Source organism: Bradyrhizobium sp. USDA 4474 (assembly GCF_054057515.1).
In genome coordinates this window covers 3,578,197-3,594,546 of sequence record NZ_JBSRZJ010000002.1, presented here as the reverse complement: position 1 = coordinate 3,594,546, position 16,350 = coordinate 3,578,197, and the positions used below count along the sequence as shown (strand labels likewise).

The window sequence follows — 16,350 nt, the reverse complement described above, 5'->3', positions numbered from 1 at the left end:
TGCTCTTGCCTGCCTGCCATTCACCAGCATCCGCTTTCGGCGCTCTGGCAAGTCGGGACCCTCCCTGGAGCTCGGAACGTATCGATCGTTTGCCGCCCGAGATTCGAACCGCCGTCACGCGCATGTGCGGGAATGAGACGCGCGCCGCCCACTATTTTGCGACGTTCTTGGACAATTCACGGATCATAAAGCTGCACTTCGAATATCTGCAGTGCGATGAAGCGCGGGTTTGCAGGACCAGCAATTGCCTGCGGCAAGTATACATCTCAAGCGGCGGTCGTTACCGGCTCCAGCGAAGCTACTACGGCGGTGACTGAATGCCATTGGTTCTGACATCTCGTCGGAGCGCGAGCATATTGGCCAGCCAGCCCCGCAGAACAGCTCAGTGATGGAAGCTGATCGGGACGTTGTAAGTCTCGAGGTCGCCCGGCTTTTCGGACGGAAAGGCTGGGAAAGGACTGGCTCGACGGAGGATCGCGAGGGCCTCCTGGTCGAGCACTTTGTGGCCCGACGATTTCGTTACCTCGCTTCGCGTCACGTCACCCTTGCGGTTCAGCACGAAGCGAACAACGACCGTGCCCACCTCACCGCGTGCCGCAGCGGGATAGCGTTTGAAGCGTTCCAGATGACCGGCAACGAGAGCATCAAAGCGGTTCGAAGCGGCTTGCGTAAACTGGCCGACCCGCTCGCTGTTCGGCGGCGCGCGGGTTTCCGGGGCGGGCGGCGGCGCTTCCGGCTTGGGCTCCTCGACCCGCTTGGGCTCGGATTTCGGCAGCGTCACGTCAGCTTGTTGTTGCGGCGGCGGTGGCACCTCCTGCTCGATCTTCTGCTCCTCGGGCTTGGGCGGCTGCCTTGGCGCTTCCTCGGCCTGCTGCATGGCGGGTCCGACCGCCAGATCCTGCGTCTGAACCTGGGGCGAAGAGGCCTCCATCGGCGCAAGCGAGACGGCGATGGCCGGAATGATCGTAGGCGGGGCCGGCCGACGCGCGTACCACAGCGCGATCGAGGCAAGGATCGCCACATGCGCAGCCACAACGATGCACGCCGCCAGGGTCCAGCGCGAAATTCCCCGCTTGTCCGGCAAGTGTAGTGCGAATGCGTTCATGGTTTCTGCGCCGGCGTCTCCAGTCCGACCAGCGCCAGCTTGAGATAGCCGACGTCGCGCAGAACGTTCATGATCCCCATCAGTTCGCCGTAACTGAGCGCCTTGTCGCCGCGGATGAAGATCGTCTCATCCTTGTGCGCGCCGGTCGCCGTGTCGAGCGTGGTCGCGAGCTCATCGCGCGATGCGGTGACGTCGCCGACGGCGATCGTCCCATCCGACTTGATGGTTACGAACACCGGCTTGTCCGGGCGCGGCTGCTCGGGAGCGGTGCTGGCCGGCAGATTGACGCCGATGTCGACGGTTGCGAGCGGCGCAGCCACCATGAAGATGATGAGCAGCACCAGGATGACGTCGATGAACGGCGTGACGTTGATCTCGTGCTGGATCTCGAGATCTTCGCTGGCCTTGGAACCGAGTCGAATGGCCATGGCCTACTCCGCCGCCCGGAACCGCATCGACGCCGGGGCATTCGCACTGCGGCTGATCATGAGAAGAAGCTGCGCCGAGGCATCGCCGAGCAATACCTTGTAGCCGCTGATCACCCGCGCAAGATGGTTGTAGATGACGACCGCGGGGATCGCCGCGACCAGGCCGACCGCCGTGGTCAGCAGCGCCTCGGCAATGCCGGGCGCGACCACGGCGAGATTGGTGGTATGGGCCTCGGAAATGCCGATGAAGGAGTTCATGATTCCCCATACAGTGCCGAACAGGCCGACGAAGGGCGCCGTGGCGCCAATGGTCCCCAGGATGCCGACGCCATGCGACACTTGCCGGGTCATTGCCGCCTCGACGCGCTCCAATCGCAAGGCGACACGCTCCTTGAGCCCGTCATCGACGATGAAGCCGGAAAGTTCGGCCTCGCGCGCTGTGGAAAGCACGAGCTGCGCCACGGCATCCCGTGCGCCCTCGCAGTCCCGAAGCGCCTCCGACAATTGCGGGCCGCTTTCCAGCATCTTCAGCCGTCGCCGCACGCGCCTGGCTGCCAAGCGCAGCTCGATGGTCTTGGCGAGCCAAATCGTCCAGGTCACGAGCGAGGCAAAGGCGAGCCCGATCATCACCGCTTTCACGACAATGTCGGCATTCACAAACATGCCCCATGGCGACAAATTTCGCGGCAACAGCGGATTTGGGGCGTCACTCTGGGCCAGCGCAGCGGTGGACGTCGCCAGCAACGCGACGAGGGCACTTGCAGGCGCGAGCAGCCGTGCCAGGCCGTGGGCTGCGGTCCGTAATTTGCGATCGGTGTGACGCATCTGGTTCTCGTCTCTATCGTAGTTTCGCATCGCTTCGCTCAAAGCTTCTGGGACATGCCGAAGAAGAAGCCGCGGCGCGGCCCGAATTGCGGGGCGAACACGCCGATGCCGGATCCGTCCCGGATTTCGTAAACCGTGTCGAACAGGTTGACGACGTCGAAGCGCAACGTCGTCGGCTTCTTGTCGTCGAACCATTTGAATTCGTGCGAGACGCCGAGATTCACCTGCGAATACCATGGAAGCGACGAGGTGTTGGCGAAACCGCTGCGCAGGCCACTGCCGTAGAGCACGTCCATCGAAAGACGAGTGCCATTGTCCCACTTGTACGATGCGCCCGCCGACCCCGAGACCCACTGGGAGTGATCGGTGTAGACGTAGTGACTGGCGATATAGGCAAGCTCGTCGGCACCGAACAAGAACTGGTTCGACACGACGTTGGTCGCAATTTGTCGCGCATAAGCGATGTTGGCATAGGCGCGGAAATGCGTGTCGCTGTATTTCGCCGAAAGCTCGACACCGTAATTGTCGCCCTTTTCGTAGTTGAACGCGGTCAGCACGTAGGCGGCGCCGAACTGCCCATCATCCAGCAGGTCCCTCGCCATCTTGTAGTAGCCGTCCACGCCGACTTCGAGACCCGGCAAGAGCTTCTGCGTGACACCGACGTCGAAATAATGCGAACGCTCGGGGCGAACCGGATCGGCGAGGTTCACCTCCGGCTGCTGCGTGGTGTTTTGCACCAGGCCGAGGTTGGTCGGTGCCGCCAGCACGAGCTGTGGCGGCGTGAAATACCTGGCATAGCCGGCGTGGAACACCGTGCCGTCCCACGGGGTATAGCTCATGCTGATGCGCGGGCTGAGCTGGTTCGCATCCGTGTACTGCATCATCTGATCGAACCGCAGCCCGTAGTTCAGAGTGATCCGGTTCGTCACCTTCCATTCGTCGCCAATGTAGGTTCCGAAGAGAAAACCGGTCTTGCTGCTTTGATCGAGCACGTTGAAGGGAGCATCGAACGGCGCCCCGGTCACGTCGAGGGGGAGCAGAACCGACCCGTTGCTCACGAACGCATTCTCGGCGCTGACCGTGAAGCCTGCGTGCAATGTATGAGCGTCCGAGACGCGGTAAGCCGCATCGGTCTGAACGCCGTGGGTGAGGCTGCTACGGTAGACATCCGACGCCACGCCATTGAAGACGAGATCGCCCATGACATCCGGCACGAAATGGACGCTGCTGTAGCGGTTGAAATAGGATGTCTGCAGATCCAGCCCGTTGCTGGAGTATTGCAGCGCCAGCACGTTGAATGAATTGAACTCGCGCTGGTTCTCGTTGAGATTGGCGGAATTGAAGTCGGACACGCCAAAGGCCGTGTACTGAGGCGTCTGGCTGGGATTATTGGGAATCTGGAAGCGACTGTTGGAGACACCGCCCATGTAGACGATCCGAGTGGTGGGATCGACGACAGTGGAGAGGTAGGCAAACCCCTTGCCCTGGTCGGTATGATCGTGGATCGCGTTGTTGGAGGGGGTCGGATTTTCCAGGCCGAGATTGCTGCCGAAGTAGCGCCCGGAGACGAAATATCGGGTGTTGCCGACCGTACCACCCCATTCGGCATAGGGCGTGATGGTCTCGTGGCTGCCGCCATAAATGCCGACCTTGCCGGTGTTGTCGAAGGCGCTCGACTTGGTCTGGATGTCGACCACGCCTGCGGTGCGCAGGCCGTATTGTGCCGGCAGCGCGCCGGTGATCAGTGCGAGATTGCCGACAATCCCGGTGTCGAGAATCTGGCCGAATGCACCGACGCCGTCGGGCAGCATGATGCCATTGATTCGATATTGAACATTGGCGTGCTCGTTGCGGACATGCAGATCGCCGCCGGCCGCGGAGTCCTGACTGACGCCGGGTGCCTGCAGCAACACGCGATCGAGCGAGGTATTCTCGCCTTGCGGCAGAGCCTCAATGGCCTGCTGCGTCATCTGGTAGGGGCTCGTAGCGGTCGGCGCCACAATGGTCTGGCGAGCTGCATCGAAATGCTGGTTCTGCTCGGTGACGACCTGAGCCTGCGTCGGCGCCGGCGGCTGGCTCCTGACGACAACCTGCGGAGTCGGCGGCTTGGGCGCCCGGCGCCGTTCGACCGGGGCGGCGACGCGCACCTCCGGCAAAGGCTTGCCGGTTTCCGCCTGCTCAGGTGCAGCCGGCGGAGGGGTGGCACTCTGCTGCGGCGTCTCCTGCGGCGCAGGGGTAGCGGCGGGCGCAGGGATTGCGTTCGACGGTTGCGGCTCCGCTGTGGCGGCTGGTTGAGGCGCCCTGTCTTGTGCCGGCGCTGCCGTGCCAGCAAGGGCGAGCAAGCTCAATGATGATACAGAGACCAGCGCTTTTCGGCGCTTCGACGTAAACTGAAGACCCATGACGGCCTGACCAGATCTGCGCTTGAATTGCTACAAATGCCGTGCGGCCATCCCGAAAGGGAAAGGAGCTTGACCACTCGTGGTGGCGGGGCTCCGCACGCAGCGGCATAGCGGGCAAGAGGGTCAGGAAACGGGAGGACCGCGCGACTGGAATGGCGAGCGATGAAGCGCAATGACGCGGCGAATGGGCGTCGCTCTGCGATCAACAGCGGTCTCGTCAAACTTCAGCAGGATTGCGGGCGGCGTCGGGGCCAAAGCGTTGGCCAGCGCAGCGGTCGCCACGCAAATCGGGCATAGATGGTCGGGGTGGGAGTCGCTGGAATGCCCCTGGGCCTTACCGTTGTCGGAGAGAGTAAGAGCGCCCACGATGGAACTGCGCTCCGACGCATTGCCCACGTGAACATGCCCAAAGGACAGCGCAAAGTTCACGGCAAGCGCGAAAAGCGCAAGCCATGAACCCAGTCTGGCACTATCCCGAAACCAGCGCATTTTGAGCGAGTTCTCATCCGCGCGGCGCCATCGCCGCGAGGACTTATCGTAGCCCATCGAAACCCGTCTTGAAAGGGCAAGGGATTTTCGAGAATCGGGCCTGGATGGCCGGCTCGGGGCGCCCGTTGACATGCAAATGTCCGAATGTGGCTCTGCGCGGCATATTGAACGGCCGCGCGGAGTTCGATCGCTAATTCGGACGCATTCGTAGCCTCACGCCGCAGGATTGTGGCTACACTGTCCAGAACAGGAAGGGTGGAGACATGCCAAGGATCAACCGCGACGGCGTCGGCATTTATTACGAGGTTCACGGCGAGGGGCCGCCGCTGCTGCTCACGCACGGCTATTCCTCCACCTCCGCGATGTGGCACGGCCAGATCGAGGCGCTCGCGCGCGACCACAGCCTTATCCTGTGGGACATGCGCGGCCACGGACAGTCCGACTACCCCGATGATCCCAAAGCCTATAGCGAAGCACTCACCGTCGGCGACATCGCGGCGATCCTCGATGCTGTCGGCGCCACCAGCGCCATCATCGGCGGGCTGTCGCTCGGCGGCTACATGTCGCTTGCGTTCTACCCCGCCCATCCGACACGCACGCGTGCGCTGCTGATCATCGACACTGGGCCCGGCTTCAAGAAGGACGAGCCGCGCGAGGCCTGGAATGCGCGGGCGCTCGCCACGGCCGACAAGCTCGACCAGGAAGGACTCGCCGTGCTGAAAGCGGCAACGCGCGAGCGCGCCACCGCCAGCCATCGCGACGCCAAGGGACTGGCGCTCGCCGCGCGCGGCATGCTGACCCAGCGCGATGCCAAGGTCATGGAGTTGCTGCCCGAGATCAAGGTGCCGTCGTTGATCGTGGTCGGCGCCGACGACACGCCGTTCCTGGCGGCGTCGGATTACATGGCAGCCAAGATCCCCGGCGCACAAAAGGTCGTGATCCCCGCGGCCGGACACGCCGTCAATATCGATCAGCCCAAGGCTTTTGTTGACGCCGTGGTGCCTTTCCTGAAGAACTTGCCGGCGTAGGCGGCGAACGGGGATCAAGACGATGAGGCGGACAATCTTGGCTGCGGGCGCAGCGCTTCTCTCGGTGGCAGCGTCGGTGCAGGCCGAACCGTTCGGCACGGCGCCGCTGCGCCGTCCCTTCGTCGAGACCCTGTCGAACAACACGCCGCTTGCGTTCGGGATGGACGCGGACCAGACCGCGCACGCCCTCGGACAGCCCCTGCAATATGTCCGCGGACGCCGCGGCAACGAGATCTATCTGGCGCTTCGCGAACTCGGCGGCAGCGGCCTGTTGCCGTCCCGCAACCGCCTGTTCCTGCAATTCCGTCACGGCCGGCTGGCAGGATGGAAAGAGGATTACGGCGACAACTGGATGTGGGAGTGAGCGCGCAAACGCGACCCCCTGCATGGACGATCAACAAAGAAGGACAACCCGCGTGGGACAAGACATTAAACTGACGGCGTCGGACAACTTCCAGCTTGGCGCCTATCGCGCCGATCCCGCAGGCCACCCGAAGGGTGCCGTGGTGGTGATCCAGGAGATTTTCGGCGTCAATCACCACATCCGCTCGGTCTGCGACCGCCTCGCCGGCGAAGGCTATGTCGCGATCGCGCCGTCGATCTTCGACCGGACGTCGCCGGGCTTCCAGTCCGGCTATACGCCCGATGAGATCGCGGAAGCGCGCAAATTCGTCGCCAATCCCGACTGGGCGGCGATGCTGCGCGACACCCAGGCCGCGATCGACGCAGTGAAAAGCACAGGCCCGGTCGGCATCATCGGCTTCTGCCTCGGCGGCAGCATCGCCTTTGTCGCGGCGACGCGGCTGAACGGCCTGAAGGCCGCGATCGGCTATTACGGCGGCGCCGTCGTGCGCTTTGCGGATGAGACCCCGAAGGTGCCGACGCAACTGCATTTCGGCGAGAAGGATCAGGGCATCCCGCTCACCGACGTCGAGACCGTCAAGACGAAGCGGCCCGACGTCGAAGTGTTTACCTATCCGGGCGCGCAGCATGGCTTCCATTGCGACGAGCGGCCGAGCTACGACAAGGCGAGTTCCGACATCGCCTGGCCGCGCAGCATGGCGTTCTTTGCCAAGCATTTGAAGTGACGCCACAGGCGTCATCCCGCGAGCGGAAATCGGGTGGCTGCATCACGGCGCGCGGCGATAGAGCTGGCTGACCAGGCCAGTTCACGCCGAGAGATCGTCATGCAGCAGCCCAACACCAACCTCGTCATCCGCAACCCGTTCGGCACCATGGACGTGCCTGATCCCGGCGACGCCGAAGTCATGCACTACGCGGTATCAGCTGCGTTGGCCGGCGATGCCGACGACGTCAATGCGGCGCATTGGGCATCCCTTCCGGCGCTGTCCGACCCGCTCGAGGGCACCTGGGCGAGCCGCTGGAACGGCGGTGCCGATCCGACCATTGCCGGCGATACGCCGGAGAGATGGAAGCAGGGCCGCGCGGAGGTCCGTGTCGTCGGCGAAAGGATCTATCTGCGCTTCGATTGGGACGAGGGCCGACGCCACGGACTGATCGATGCCGTGCGCGACGGCGGCACTGGCCTGATCGGGAAATACATCAACCTGACCAATCCCGCGATCGTCAGGCCATGGATCGGTCTCGTGGTCGACGCCACGCGCATTGACGGCTGCTTTCCGAACGGCCGGCTTGATTTCAGACGCTGAACGAGGCGCGGCAAGCGTCTAGAACCAGCGCTCGCCCACGAACACGGTGTCGCCGGGGCTGACGGGCGTGCCGAGCGGCACGACAGCGCGCATGGCGCCACCGGCTTCGGTGTGAGTCACGGTGACCACGTCGCGCTTGGCGCGCGGCGAGAAGCCGCCGGCGATCGCGACCGCGCTCTCGACCGTCATGTTGGGCACGTAAGGATATTGGCCGGGCGCTGCGACCTCGCCGAGAATGAAGAACGGGCGATAGGACTCGATCTCCACGGCGACCGACGGCTCGCGGATATAGCCGTTGCGCAGGCGCGCGGCGATTTCACCGGCGAGCCCCGCCGTGGTGCGGCCACGCGCCGGCACCGCGCCGATCAGCGGCATGGTGATGGAACCGCCGGCATCGATGGCGTAGCTGTTGGTGAGACCTTCCTGGCCGTAGACCACCACGCGCAGCTTGTCGCCGGCATCGAGATGATAGGAGGCGTCGTAGCGCACGGGTGCAGCGACCATCGGCGCGGCATAAGCGACCGGCACCGGCGCGGGACCCGCGGCAAAGGAGCTGGCGAGCGCATCGATGGCGCCGCCGCCATTGTTGGCAACCACGGCCGGCTGCGGCGCGCTGTAGGGCTGGCCGTAAGCCATGGTGTCGAGATCGGGACGGGGCTGCATGTACGCGACGGAGCCGGTTGTCTGCATGCAGCCGCCCAGGTTCAGCGCGGCGGACGCTGCCAAGATCGACCATCGAAACGCGCGTGCAACCGGCACCGGACCATCCCTACCGACGAGACGGCTCCAGTGATGCACCGGTTATGGTTAATAAAGGGTTGAAGGGCAGACCGCGGCCGCACCCTCCATGGGAGGGTAAGCACGACGTCGCTTCGACGACTTGCAATTACGCGCTCACGCCCACGCCGATGGGACACGACACGCCGGTGCCGCCAAGGCCGCAATAGCCGGCGGGATTCTTCGCCAGATATTGCTGGTGGTAGTCCTCGGCGAAATAGAACGGACCCGCGGGCGCGATCTCGGTGGTGATGGCGCCGAGGCCCTTTGCGGCGAGCGCTTTCTGATAGAGCGCCTTGGATTCGTCAGCCGCCTTCTTCTGTGCACCGGAATAGGTGTAGATCGCACTTCGGTATTGCGTGCCGACGTCGTTGCCCTGGCGCATGCCCTGCGTCGGGTTGTGGTTCTCCCAGAACGTCTTCAGCAGCTTCTCGTAGGAAATCTTCTTCGGATCGAACACGACCAGCACCACTTCGGTGTGGCCGGTGCGGCCCGAGCAGGTCTCTTCATAGGTCGGGTTCGGCGTATGACCGCCGGCATAGCCGACGGCAGTGGTATGGATCCCCTCGCCAAGCTCCCAGAATTTCCGTTCGGCGCCCCAGAAGCAGCCGAGCCCGAACACGGCCTGCTCAAGGCCATCGGGGTAAGGCGGCTGCAACTTGCTGCCGTTGACGAAATGGAAGCTCGCAGTCGGAATCGGCTGCGTTCGGCCGGGCAGCGCGTCGGCCGCGCTCGGCAACGTGGTGGACTTGCGCATGAACAGCATGATTGGATCTCCGAGAAACGAGTTGGCGCGCGCCTGAACCAGGTGTTCAGGCGGCGCGCTCGCGATCGAGTGGGAATATAGGTCTCTACGGAGGAAGCGGCAGTCTTGTTACGTCGCCATTCGCGAGATCAATCCCGGCGGGAATTGAAGAGATCAATCCCGGCGGGAATTGAGCAGATCAATCCCGGGAATAGCCGATCAGCGGCTTGCGCGGCCGGAACACGATCATCAACACGATGCCGAGAATGCCCAGAACGGCGAAAACCGGCTGGTCGAGCACCAGGCGGATCACCGAGGTCCAGAGCCAGGGCGCCTTGGCCTCGACCCAGGTCCGGAAGGCGGATTGGCTGGCCTGGTTGATGTCGTTCCAGAACTGGCCGAACCGGGTGAAGCGCAGGGTCTGGTCGGCCACCCAGCGGGCGCCGTCATAGACCACGAAGAAGAACCCGCAGGCCAGCAGCAACAAGCCAATCAGACGGAAAAAGCCGCGGATCATGCCTCACCCTATATGCCCGTCCGACCGGACGAGCCCTTGGAAATGCCGTCAGCCAATAGCCGGGAGACGCCAGAAATTCAACCTCATCAGGGCGTTACGGCCGCCCTTGGCACGCCCTCGGACCTGCTTTTCCAGCCCCTAAAACGTTGACGGTGCCAAAGACGCCCTCTATAAGGGCGCCAACTGGCGGTGGGCGCAATCCTGCCGCCGCTGTTCTTTGAGCAGTTGCAGGCTCTTTTGAGCCTCAGAGATGGCCGCAAAGCCATCGCTCATGTTCCGGGGACGGCCCAGCAACCGAACACCCTAAATCCGAGCGTCGATTCCGCGGTCAAGCTGCCGGCGCTATCAGACCAAGACGCGACCGGTACCCGCAAAGGACATTGAGACCATGGCCAACACCACCTCCGCCAAGAAAGCGACGCGCAAGATCGCCCGCCGCACCGCTGTCAACAAGTCGCGCCGCACCCAGATGCGCGGCGCCGTGCGTAACGTCGAGGAAGCGATCAAGACCGGCGATCGCGCCGCCGCCGTCAAGGCGCTCGCCAGTGCCGAGCCCGCGCTGATGCGTGCTGCCCAGCGCAACATCATTCACAAGAACAACGCCAGCCGCAAAGTCTCGCGCCTCACGGCGCAGATCGCCAAGCTCGCGAAGTAAATTCGCGAAGCAAGTTGTTCGCGCGAAGCCGATCTTCATTCGATCGGTTGATGCGAACATCGCGTTCGGCAATCAGCCCGGCTTCGCGCCGGGCTTTTTGTTGCCTGTCACAATTCACGGCTTCTGTCTTTTCGCCAACACGTCATTCCCTCGAAGACTCCTCTCGTCTCCGCCGAGCGGTATCCGTATTTTACCTGTTGCTGTTTTTGCAACACCGGAAACTTCTCATCGCGGTGCAAAAAACCCCTGCGGGGCGGCCTCAAAGTTGAATTCATGCGCGCGCGGTTCTGCACACCGTAGTTTCACCGGATCAGCTTTCGCGCTCGGGTTACCCTTCCAAACGAGACTCAAAAAACGATGGCTCGCTAATCACTTATCGACATAGCAGCGACAAGCATTTGGAAAATTCGCGCGCGCGGCGCGTGCGTGACGATTTTGTAAAAATTTTTTGGCGTGAGGGGAGTCGTTGTCACACGATGCGTGCGATTTTCGATTCTGTGCACGAATCCAAAAACTTGGTCTCAAGCCTGTGAACAACTCGTGCGCGACGTTAACGCTGGTCAAGTTTTTTGACGCCTCAAGTGTGAATCAATTTCGTTGCGAGTCTTTCCGCTTAGTGTATTCCTTAAGTCGTTCGCGGCGCCCACGATCTTGAGACCAGCGCGGTTTAAGAAACGAGGCGAGCGTGCAAATCGGCGGCGGTGTGCACGTAGGCGACGCTTCAACAAGCGATTGTCGGATCAAACCCATAGGAATATGGGAACGGTAGCTCTTTGTCTTGATGTCTCCAAGCGAGATCCTGGTGATCCCGCTCGCGCCTTGTGCAGAAGAGACACATTGGGGCTGCCCCGACACGCGTGATGGCGAAGCCGAACGGACAACGTGTGCAGACGGGCAGGACATCCGCGACTGGAGTACGGCGCGGGAGTTCTTTTACGCAGGACCTTGCCGTGAGCAATCACGGCAGGACGGGGAGGTATCATGTCCTACGGACTCAACGCGGTGTTGACTGAAGTATCATCGTCCAACGGTGCCGTTTCCAATCCGTCCTGCGATCATCCCCCCATTTGTGAGAGCGCGCACAGTACGCGCTGACCTCGCGACCCCTCCATCCCTGACATCGCTGATCTGACCGACGGCGTTCCCGCCGGATCGTTGAGCTATGCCTGAGGATGGACTCGCTCGAGGTCGCGTCACCGCAGAGGTCCTCTTGGGAACTCTGGGTGGCGTCCACCACGCAACCTTATCTCTCAAGAAAAGTTTTCAAATGATGACGACATCGGAACAGGATCGCTGGTCGCGCGTGAAGAATCGCCTGCGCACGAACGTTGGCGAAGACGTCTATACGAGCTGGTTTGCGCGCATGGATCTCGAGGGCGTGCAGGATGAGAGCGTGCGGCTCTCGGTGCCCACCCGCTTCCTGAAGAGCTGGATCCAGGCCCATTATGCCGAGCGCGTGCTGTCGTGCTGGCAGGCCGAGATGCCGGAAGTGCATCGCATCGATCTCACCGTTCGCTCCGCCGTGCGCCCCGTGGTGCAGCCGAAGGAAGCGCCGGCCCCCGTCGAGATGCGCCGCGCGCCTGCGCCGGAGCTGCGTTCGACCGCGACCGCGCCGGTGTCCGCCAATCACGATGCGCTCGGCGGCTCGCCGCTCGATCCGCGCCTGACGTTTGCAAGCTTCGTCGTCGGCCGCTCCAACACGCTGGCGCATGCCGCCGCACGTCAGGTCGCCGAAGGTCGGCGCGGCGATCCCGTGATGTTCAACCCGCTCTACATTCATGCGGGCGTCGGCCTCGGCAAGACGCATCTGCTGCAGGCGGTGACCTGGGCCGGCAATTCCGGCAACGAGCGCAAGGTGCTCTATCTCACCGCGGAAAAATTCATGTACGGCTTCGTCGCTGCGCTGAAGACGCAGACGGCGCTGGCCTTCAAGGAAGCGCTGCGCGGCATCGACGTGCTCGTGATCGACGACCTGCAGTTCCTGCAGGGCAAGTCGACGCAGGCCGAGTTCTGCCACACGCTGAATGCGCTGATCGATGCCGGGCGCCAGGTCGTGATCGCGGCCGACCGTCCGCCGTCCGATCTCGAAAGCCTGGACGATCGCGTCCGCTCGCGCCTCGCCGGCGGCCTCGTGGTCGAGATGGGCTCGCTCGGCGAGGAGCTGCGCCACGGCATTCTCCAGTCGCGCGTCGCAGCCGCCCGCACTCACCATGCGACGTTCGAAGTGCCCGAGGAGGTGCTGACCTATCTGGCGCGCGCCATCACGCATAACGGCCGCGACCTCGAAGGCGCGATCAACCGCCTCTTGGCGCATTCGAAGCTCAACAACCGGCCGGTGACGCTGGAAATGGCCGAGCACGAGGTGCGCGACCTGATCCGCCCCTCGGAGCCGAAGCGGATCAAGATCGAGGACATCCAGCGCGTGGTGGCGCGGCAGTATAACGTCAGCCGCTCCGACTTGCTGTCGTCGCGCCGGACCGCGAATGTGGTGCGGCCGCGCCAGGTGGCGATGTACCTCGCCAAGACGCTGACCCTGCGCTCGCTGCCGGAGATCGGCCGCCGCTTCGGTGGCCGCGACCACACCACCGTGCTGCACGCCGTCCGCAAGATCGAGGCGCTGGTTTCCAAGGACAACGCGCTGTCCGAGGAGGTCGAGTCGCTCAAGCGCCAGCTGCAGGAATAAACGGCCGAGGAATAAACGCCTAAGGCTCCCGCCAATCTGCCGCCGCTCCGGCCACGCCGGGGCGGCGGTGGTGTTTTTGGCTGTAAATCGTGGGGAACCAGCCCCCAATCCCTTGAAACGGATGGCTTTCCGCGCCACTTTACGCGGCCCCGACGGCTTTTCGATCCTCTCCGCGATGATCCAGCTTTTGGGGCCTTCGGTGCCGTGGCGCGCTCTCCTCCGCCCGGCTTTTTCATCTTTGGGGATCGGGCGAGTAGTGCAATGAAGGTTACGGTCGAACGCGCGCAACTCCTGAAATCGCTGGGCCATGTCCACCGCGTGGTGGAGCGCCGCAACACGATTCCGATCCTGGGCAACGTGCTGGTCCGCGCCGAGAACGCGAAATTGTCGCTGAAGGCGACCGACCTCGACCTCGAGGTGACGGAGACGTTTGCAGCGGAAACCGCGACCGCCGGCTCCACCACCGTGCCGGCGCACATGTTCTACGACATCGTGCGCAAGTTGCCTGACGGCTCGCAGATCGTGCTGGAGGCCGACGGCGACCGCGCGGTGCTGGCGATCCGCGCTGGCCGCTCGCGCTTCACGCTGCAGACCCTGCCGGAGAATGATTTCCCCGATCTCGCCGCCGGCGACCTCTCGCACTCGTTCAGCCTCGCCGCCAAGGACGTCAAGCGGCTGATCGACCGCACCCAGTTCGCGATCTCCACCGAGGAGACGCGCTATTACCTCAACGGCATCTATCTGCATGCCGCCGGCACGGCGAAGGCCGCGACCCTGCGCGGCGTCGCCACCGACGGCCACCGCCTCGCCCAGCTCGACCTGGTGCAGCCCAAGGGCGCCGAAGGCATGCCCGGCGTGATCGTGCCGCGCAAGACCGTCGGCGAGGTGCAGCGCCTGATCGAGGACACCGAAGCCGAAATGACGATCGAGCTGTCGCAGGCCAAGATCCGCTTCACGATCGGCAATGTGGTGCTGACCTCCAAGCTGATCGACGGCACCTTCCCCGACTACGGCCGCGTCATCCCGCAGGGCAATGACAAGGAGCTCGTCGTCGACAAGAAGGATTTCGAGAACGCGGTCGACCGCGTCTCCACCATCTCCAGCGAGCGCGGCCGCGCGGTGAAATTGTCGCTGTCGCCAGGCAAGCTGGTGCTGTCGGTGACCAATCCGGATTCCGGCAGCGCCACCGAAGAGATCGAGGTCGAGTACGCCTCCGACGCGCTCGATATCGGCTTCAACTCCCGTTACCTCCTCGACATCGCCGCCCAGATCGAAGGCGACGTCGCAGTGCTCCGCCTCGCCGACCCCGGCTCGCCGACCCTGGTGCAGGACAAGGACGACAAGAGCGCATTGTATGTGCTGATGCCGATGCGGGTCTGAGGGGGGGTGGTCCCTCGCCAGATCCACACCATCGGCCGACCGCCAAGCATCTTCGCCAATTCGCGAAGAACATGCGGCACGAGCCGACAGGTGCGGAAGCAGCTATGTGGCGTCTGCCGGGGGATCGTCGGCTATCCGCCTCCAAGTTTCGCCGACAAGTTCCGATCGAGAATTACGTTCTTGATTTCGTCTGTTTCGACGAGCGCCTCGTGATCGAGTTCGACGGCAGTCAGCATGCGGAATCGCAACGCAGCTCGGCATGCCGTACTTTTCGGTGAGGATTTCTCAATCGCCCGCTATTGGAACAACGACGTGTTGCAGCAACCCGCTTCCGTGTTGGAGGACATTCCTGCAAAGCTTGCCGGGCGGTAAGATACCCCTCGCCCGTCGCCTCACTACGTGAGGCGCCACCCTCCCCCACAAGGGGGGAGAAAAGCAAAGCCCGGCAATGACGAGCCAACATGACCCCCTCCCGCATCCATCGCCTGACGTTGACGCATTTTCGCAATTATCGGGCGGCGGGGCTCGAGACGGCGGCTGACATGGTGGCGCTGGTCGGGCCGAATGGGGCAGGCAAGACCAATTGCATCGAGGCGATCTCGTTCCTGTCGCCGGGACGCGGCTTGCGGCGCGCCACGCTGGAGGATGTCGCCGACAACCAGGGCGATGGCTCCTGGGCCGTGTCGGCTCAGGTCGAGGGCGCGCTGGGGCTGGCCACGCTCGGCACCGGCCTCGAGCCGCCGCGCGCAGATGCCGCGATGAGCCGGCGCTGCCGCATCGACCGCGAACCGGTCAATTCCGCCTCCGCCTTCGGCGACCACATCCGCATGGTGTGGCTGACGCCGGCGATGGACGGCCTGTTCATGGGCGCCGCGTCCGAGCGGCGGCGCTTCTTCGACCGCCTGGTGCTCGCGATCGACGTCGAGCACTCCAGCCGCATCAACGCGCTGGAACGTTCGCTGCGCTCGCGCAACCGCCTGCTCGAGACGCGCAATTACGACGACCATTGGTGTGACGCGATCGAGCGCGAGACCGCCGAGCTCGCCGTCGCGGTCGCAGCAACACGCGGCCAGACCGCAGCGCGCCTCACCGGCATGCTGAATACGCGCGCGCAAGCCTCTGTCTTTCCCTCCGCGCAAATCGCACTCGACGGCTGGATGGAGAATGCGCTGCTGAGCGAGACTGCGACCTCGGTCGAGGACCGCTACCGCCAGATCCTGCGCGACAACCGCCCGCGCGATGCGATCGCCGGCCGCACCACCGACGGCCCGCATCTCACCGATCTTCAGGTGATTTACGCGCCGAAAAGCATGCCCGCGCGCGACGCCTCAACCGGCGAGCAGAAGGCGCTGCTGATCGGGCTGGTGCTGGCGCACGCGACGCTGGTTGCCGAGATGACCGGCATCGTGCCGCTGCTCTTGCTCGACGAGGTCGTCGCCCATCTCGATCCCAACAGGCGCGCCGCGCTGTTCGACGAGCTGCGCAAGCTCGGCGCGCAGGTGTGGCTGACCGGCGCGGATCCGGCTGCGTTTGCCGAGATCGGCGCAGGCGGCGAAGTCTTTGACGTCGAGAGCGGACGCGTTTCCGCGCGGCGATAGCCTGATGCCTTGAACCCCGCTTATTCGGGCCGCGACTAGGACTTTGAG

The 16,350-nt window shown here is 63.7% G+C and carries 16 protein-coding genes and 1 pseudogene; 9 read left to right on the top strand and 8 right to left on the bottom strand.

Features of this window, described 5'->3' with window-relative positions:
• Window positions 1-382: 382 nt before the first annotated feature.
• From ACVW16_RS18875 to ACVW16_RS18855, 5 genes are all read right to left on the bottom strand, one after another.
• A complete protein-coding gene (locus ACVW16_RS18875; protein WP_456736681.1) occupies window positions 383-1,084 on the bottom strand; it encodes an energy transducer TonB family protein in 702 nt (233 codons plus the stop codon).
• A 17-nt stretch (window positions 1,085-1,101) separates the two neighbouring features.
• Window positions 1,102-1,533: a TonB system transport protein ExbD gene (gene exbD, locus ACVW16_RS18870; protein WP_456736682.1), complete on the bottom strand. Its 432-nt coding sequence runs from the start codon at window positions 1,531-1,533 to the stop codon at window positions 1,102-1,104.
• Between the two features lie 3 nt (window positions 1,534-1,536).
• Entirely contained in the window at window positions 1,537-2,358 is an 822-nt protein-coding gene (exbB, locus tag ACVW16_RS18865; protein WP_456736683.1) for a tonB-system energizer ExbB, read from the bottom strand.
• A 38-nt stretch (window positions 2,359-2,396) separates the two neighbouring features.
• Entirely contained in the window at window positions 2,397-4,505 is a 2,109-nt protein-coding gene (locus ACVW16_RS18860) for a TonB-dependent receptor (protein ID WP_456738260.1), read from the bottom strand.
• Between the two features lie 378 nt (window positions 4,506-4,883).
• Complete coding sequence (locus ACVW16_RS18855; protein WP_456736684.1) at window positions 4,884-5,306, bottom strand: DUF2946 domain-containing protein; 423 nt, start codon at window positions 5,304-5,306, stop codon at window positions 4,884-4,886.
• Between the two features lie 206 nt (window positions 5,307-5,512).
• Between ACVW16_RS18855 and ACVW16_RS18850 the strand changes: the two genes are divergently transcribed.
• The 4 genes from ACVW16_RS18850 to ACVW16_RS18835 all read left to right on the top strand — a co-directional run bounded on the left by ACVW16_RS18850 (window position 5,513) and on the right by ACVW16_RS18835 (window position 7,947).
• The gene (locus ACVW16_RS18850) at window positions 5,513-6,277 is read left to right on the top strand and encodes an alpha/beta fold hydrolase (protein ID WP_456738993.1); all 765 of its coding nucleotides are present in this window, start codon (window positions 5,513-5,515) and stop codon (window positions 6,275-6,277) included.
• Window positions 6,278-6,299: 22 nt separating this feature from the next.
• Window positions 6,300-6,641 carry a hypothetical protein gene (locus ACVW16_RS18845; protein ID WP_456736686.1) on the top strand — a complete coding sequence of 114 codons (342 nt, stop codon included), beginning with the start codon at window positions 6,300-6,302 and terminating at the stop codon, window positions 6,639-6,641.
• Window positions 6,642-6,693: 52 nt separating this feature from the next.
• Window positions 6,694-7,365 carry a dienelactone hydrolase family protein gene (locus ACVW16_RS18840; RefSeq protein WP_456700647.1) on the top strand — a complete coding sequence of 224 codons (672 nt, stop codon included), beginning with the start codon at window positions 6,694-6,696 and terminating at the stop codon, window positions 7,363-7,365.
• Between the two features lie 99 nt (window positions 7,366-7,464).
• Window positions 7,465-7,947, top strand: coding sequence for a hypothetical protein (locus ACVW16_RS18835; protein WP_456736687.1), 483 nt, complete (start codon window positions 7,465-7,467; stop codon window positions 7,945-7,947).
• 18 nt (window positions 7,948-7,965) lie between these two features.
• Here ACVW16_RS18835 and ACVW16_RS18830 read toward each other — a convergent pair whose 3' ends face one another.
• The 3 genes from ACVW16_RS18830 to ACVW16_RS18820 form a co-directional block, all read right to left on the bottom strand.
• Window positions 7,966-8,706: a polysaccharide biosynthesis/export family protein gene (locus ACVW16_RS18830; RefSeq protein ID WP_456736688.1), complete on the bottom strand. Its 741-nt coding sequence runs from the start codon at window positions 8,704-8,706 to the stop codon at window positions 7,966-7,968.
• A gap of 127 nt (window positions 8,707-8,833) precedes the next feature.
• Complete coding sequence (gene msrA / locus ACVW16_RS18825) at window positions 8,834-9,490, bottom strand: peptide-methionine (S)-S-oxide reductase MsrA (RefSeq protein ID WP_456700644.1); 657 nt, start codon at window positions 9,488-9,490, stop codon at window positions 8,834-8,836.
• Between the two features lie 178 nt (window positions 9,491-9,668).
• A complete protein-coding gene (locus tag ACVW16_RS18820) occupies window positions 9,669-9,986 on the bottom strand; it encodes a hypothetical protein (RefSeq protein ID WP_092231981.1) in 318 nt (105 codons plus the stop codon).
• A 388-nt stretch (window positions 9,987-10,374) separates the two neighbouring features.
• Between ACVW16_RS18820 and rpsT the strand changes: the two genes are divergently transcribed.
• From rpsT to recF, 5 genes and pseudogenes are all read left to right on the top strand, one after another.
• Window positions 10,375-10,641: a 30S ribosomal protein S20 gene (gene rpsT / locus ACVW16_RS18815; protein WP_084808323.1), complete on the top strand. Its 267-nt coding sequence runs from the start codon at window positions 10,375-10,377 to the stop codon at window positions 10,639-10,641.
• Between the two features lie 1,270 nt (window positions 10,642-11,911).
• On the top strand, window positions 11,912-13,324 hold the full coding sequence (dnaA, locus tag ACVW16_RS18810) for a chromosomal replication initiator protein DnaA (protein ID WP_456738261.1): 1,413 nt from the start codon (window positions 11,912-11,914) through the stop codon (window positions 13,322-13,324).
• Between the two features lie 261 nt (window positions 13,325-13,585).
• Window positions 13,586-14,704, top strand: coding sequence for a DNA polymerase III subunit beta (gene dnaN / locus ACVW16_RS18805; protein WP_456736689.1), 1,119 nt, complete (start codon window positions 13,586-13,588; stop codon window positions 14,702-14,704).
• Window positions 14,701-15,076 (top strand): annotated as a pseudogene (locus ACVW16_RS18800) (endonuclease domain-containing protein). The gene dnaN and the pseudogene ACVW16_RS18800 overlap by 4 nt, the downstream one beginning before the upstream one ends.
• A gap of 89 nt (window positions 15,077-15,165) precedes the next feature.
• A complete protein-coding gene (gene recF / locus ACVW16_RS18795; RefSeq protein ID WP_456736690.1) occupies window positions 15,166-16,302 on the top strand; it encodes a DNA replication/repair protein RecF in 1,137 nt (378 codons plus the stop codon).
• Window positions 16,303-16,350: the final 48 nt, after the last annotated feature.

Coding starts and splice junctions, on each gene's coding strand:
- msrA (WP_456700644.1), bottom strand. CDS start 9,490: ATGCTGTTCATGCGCAAGTCCACCACGTTGCCGAGCGCGGCCGACGCG.
- dnaN (WP_456736689.1), top strand. CDS start 13,586: ATGAAGGTTACGGTCGAACGCGCGCAACTCCTGAAATCGCTGGGCCAT.
- ACVW16_RS18845 (WP_456736686.1), top strand. CDS start 6,300: ATGAGGCGGACAATCTTGGCTGCGGGCGCAGCGCTTCTCTCGGTGGCA.
- rpsT (WP_084808323.1), top strand. CDS start 10,375: ATGGCCAACACCACCTCCGCCAAGAAAGCGACGCGCAAGATCGCCCGC.
- dnaA (WP_456738261.1), top strand. CDS start 11,912: ATGACGACATCGGAACAGGATCGCTGGTCGCGCGTGAAGAATCGCCTG.
- ACVW16_RS18850 (WP_456738993.1), top strand. CDS start 5,513: ATGCCAAGGATCAACCGCGACGGCGTCGGCATTTATTACGAGGTTCAC.
- recF (WP_456736690.1), top strand. CDS start 15,166: ATGACCCCCTCCCGCATCCATCGCCTGACGTTGACGCATTTTCGCAAT.
- exbB (WP_456736683.1), bottom strand. CDS start 2,358: ATGCGTCACACCGATCGCAAATTACGGACCGCAGCCCACGGCCTGGCA.
- ACVW16_RS18835 (WP_456736687.1), top strand. CDS start 7,465: ATGCAGCAGCCCAACACCAACCTCGTCATCCGCAACCCGTTCGGCACC.
- exbD (WP_456736682.1), bottom strand. CDS start 1,533: ATGGCCATTCGACTCGGTTCCAAGGCCAGCGAAGATCTCGAGATCCAG.
- ACVW16_RS18855 (WP_456736684.1), bottom strand. CDS start 5,306: ATGGGCTACGATAAGTCCTCGCGGCGATGGCGCCGCGCGGATGAGAAC.
- ACVW16_RS18820 (WP_092231981.1), bottom strand. CDS start 9,986: ATGATCCGCGGCTTTTTCCGTCTGATTGGCTTGTTGCTGCTGGCCTGC.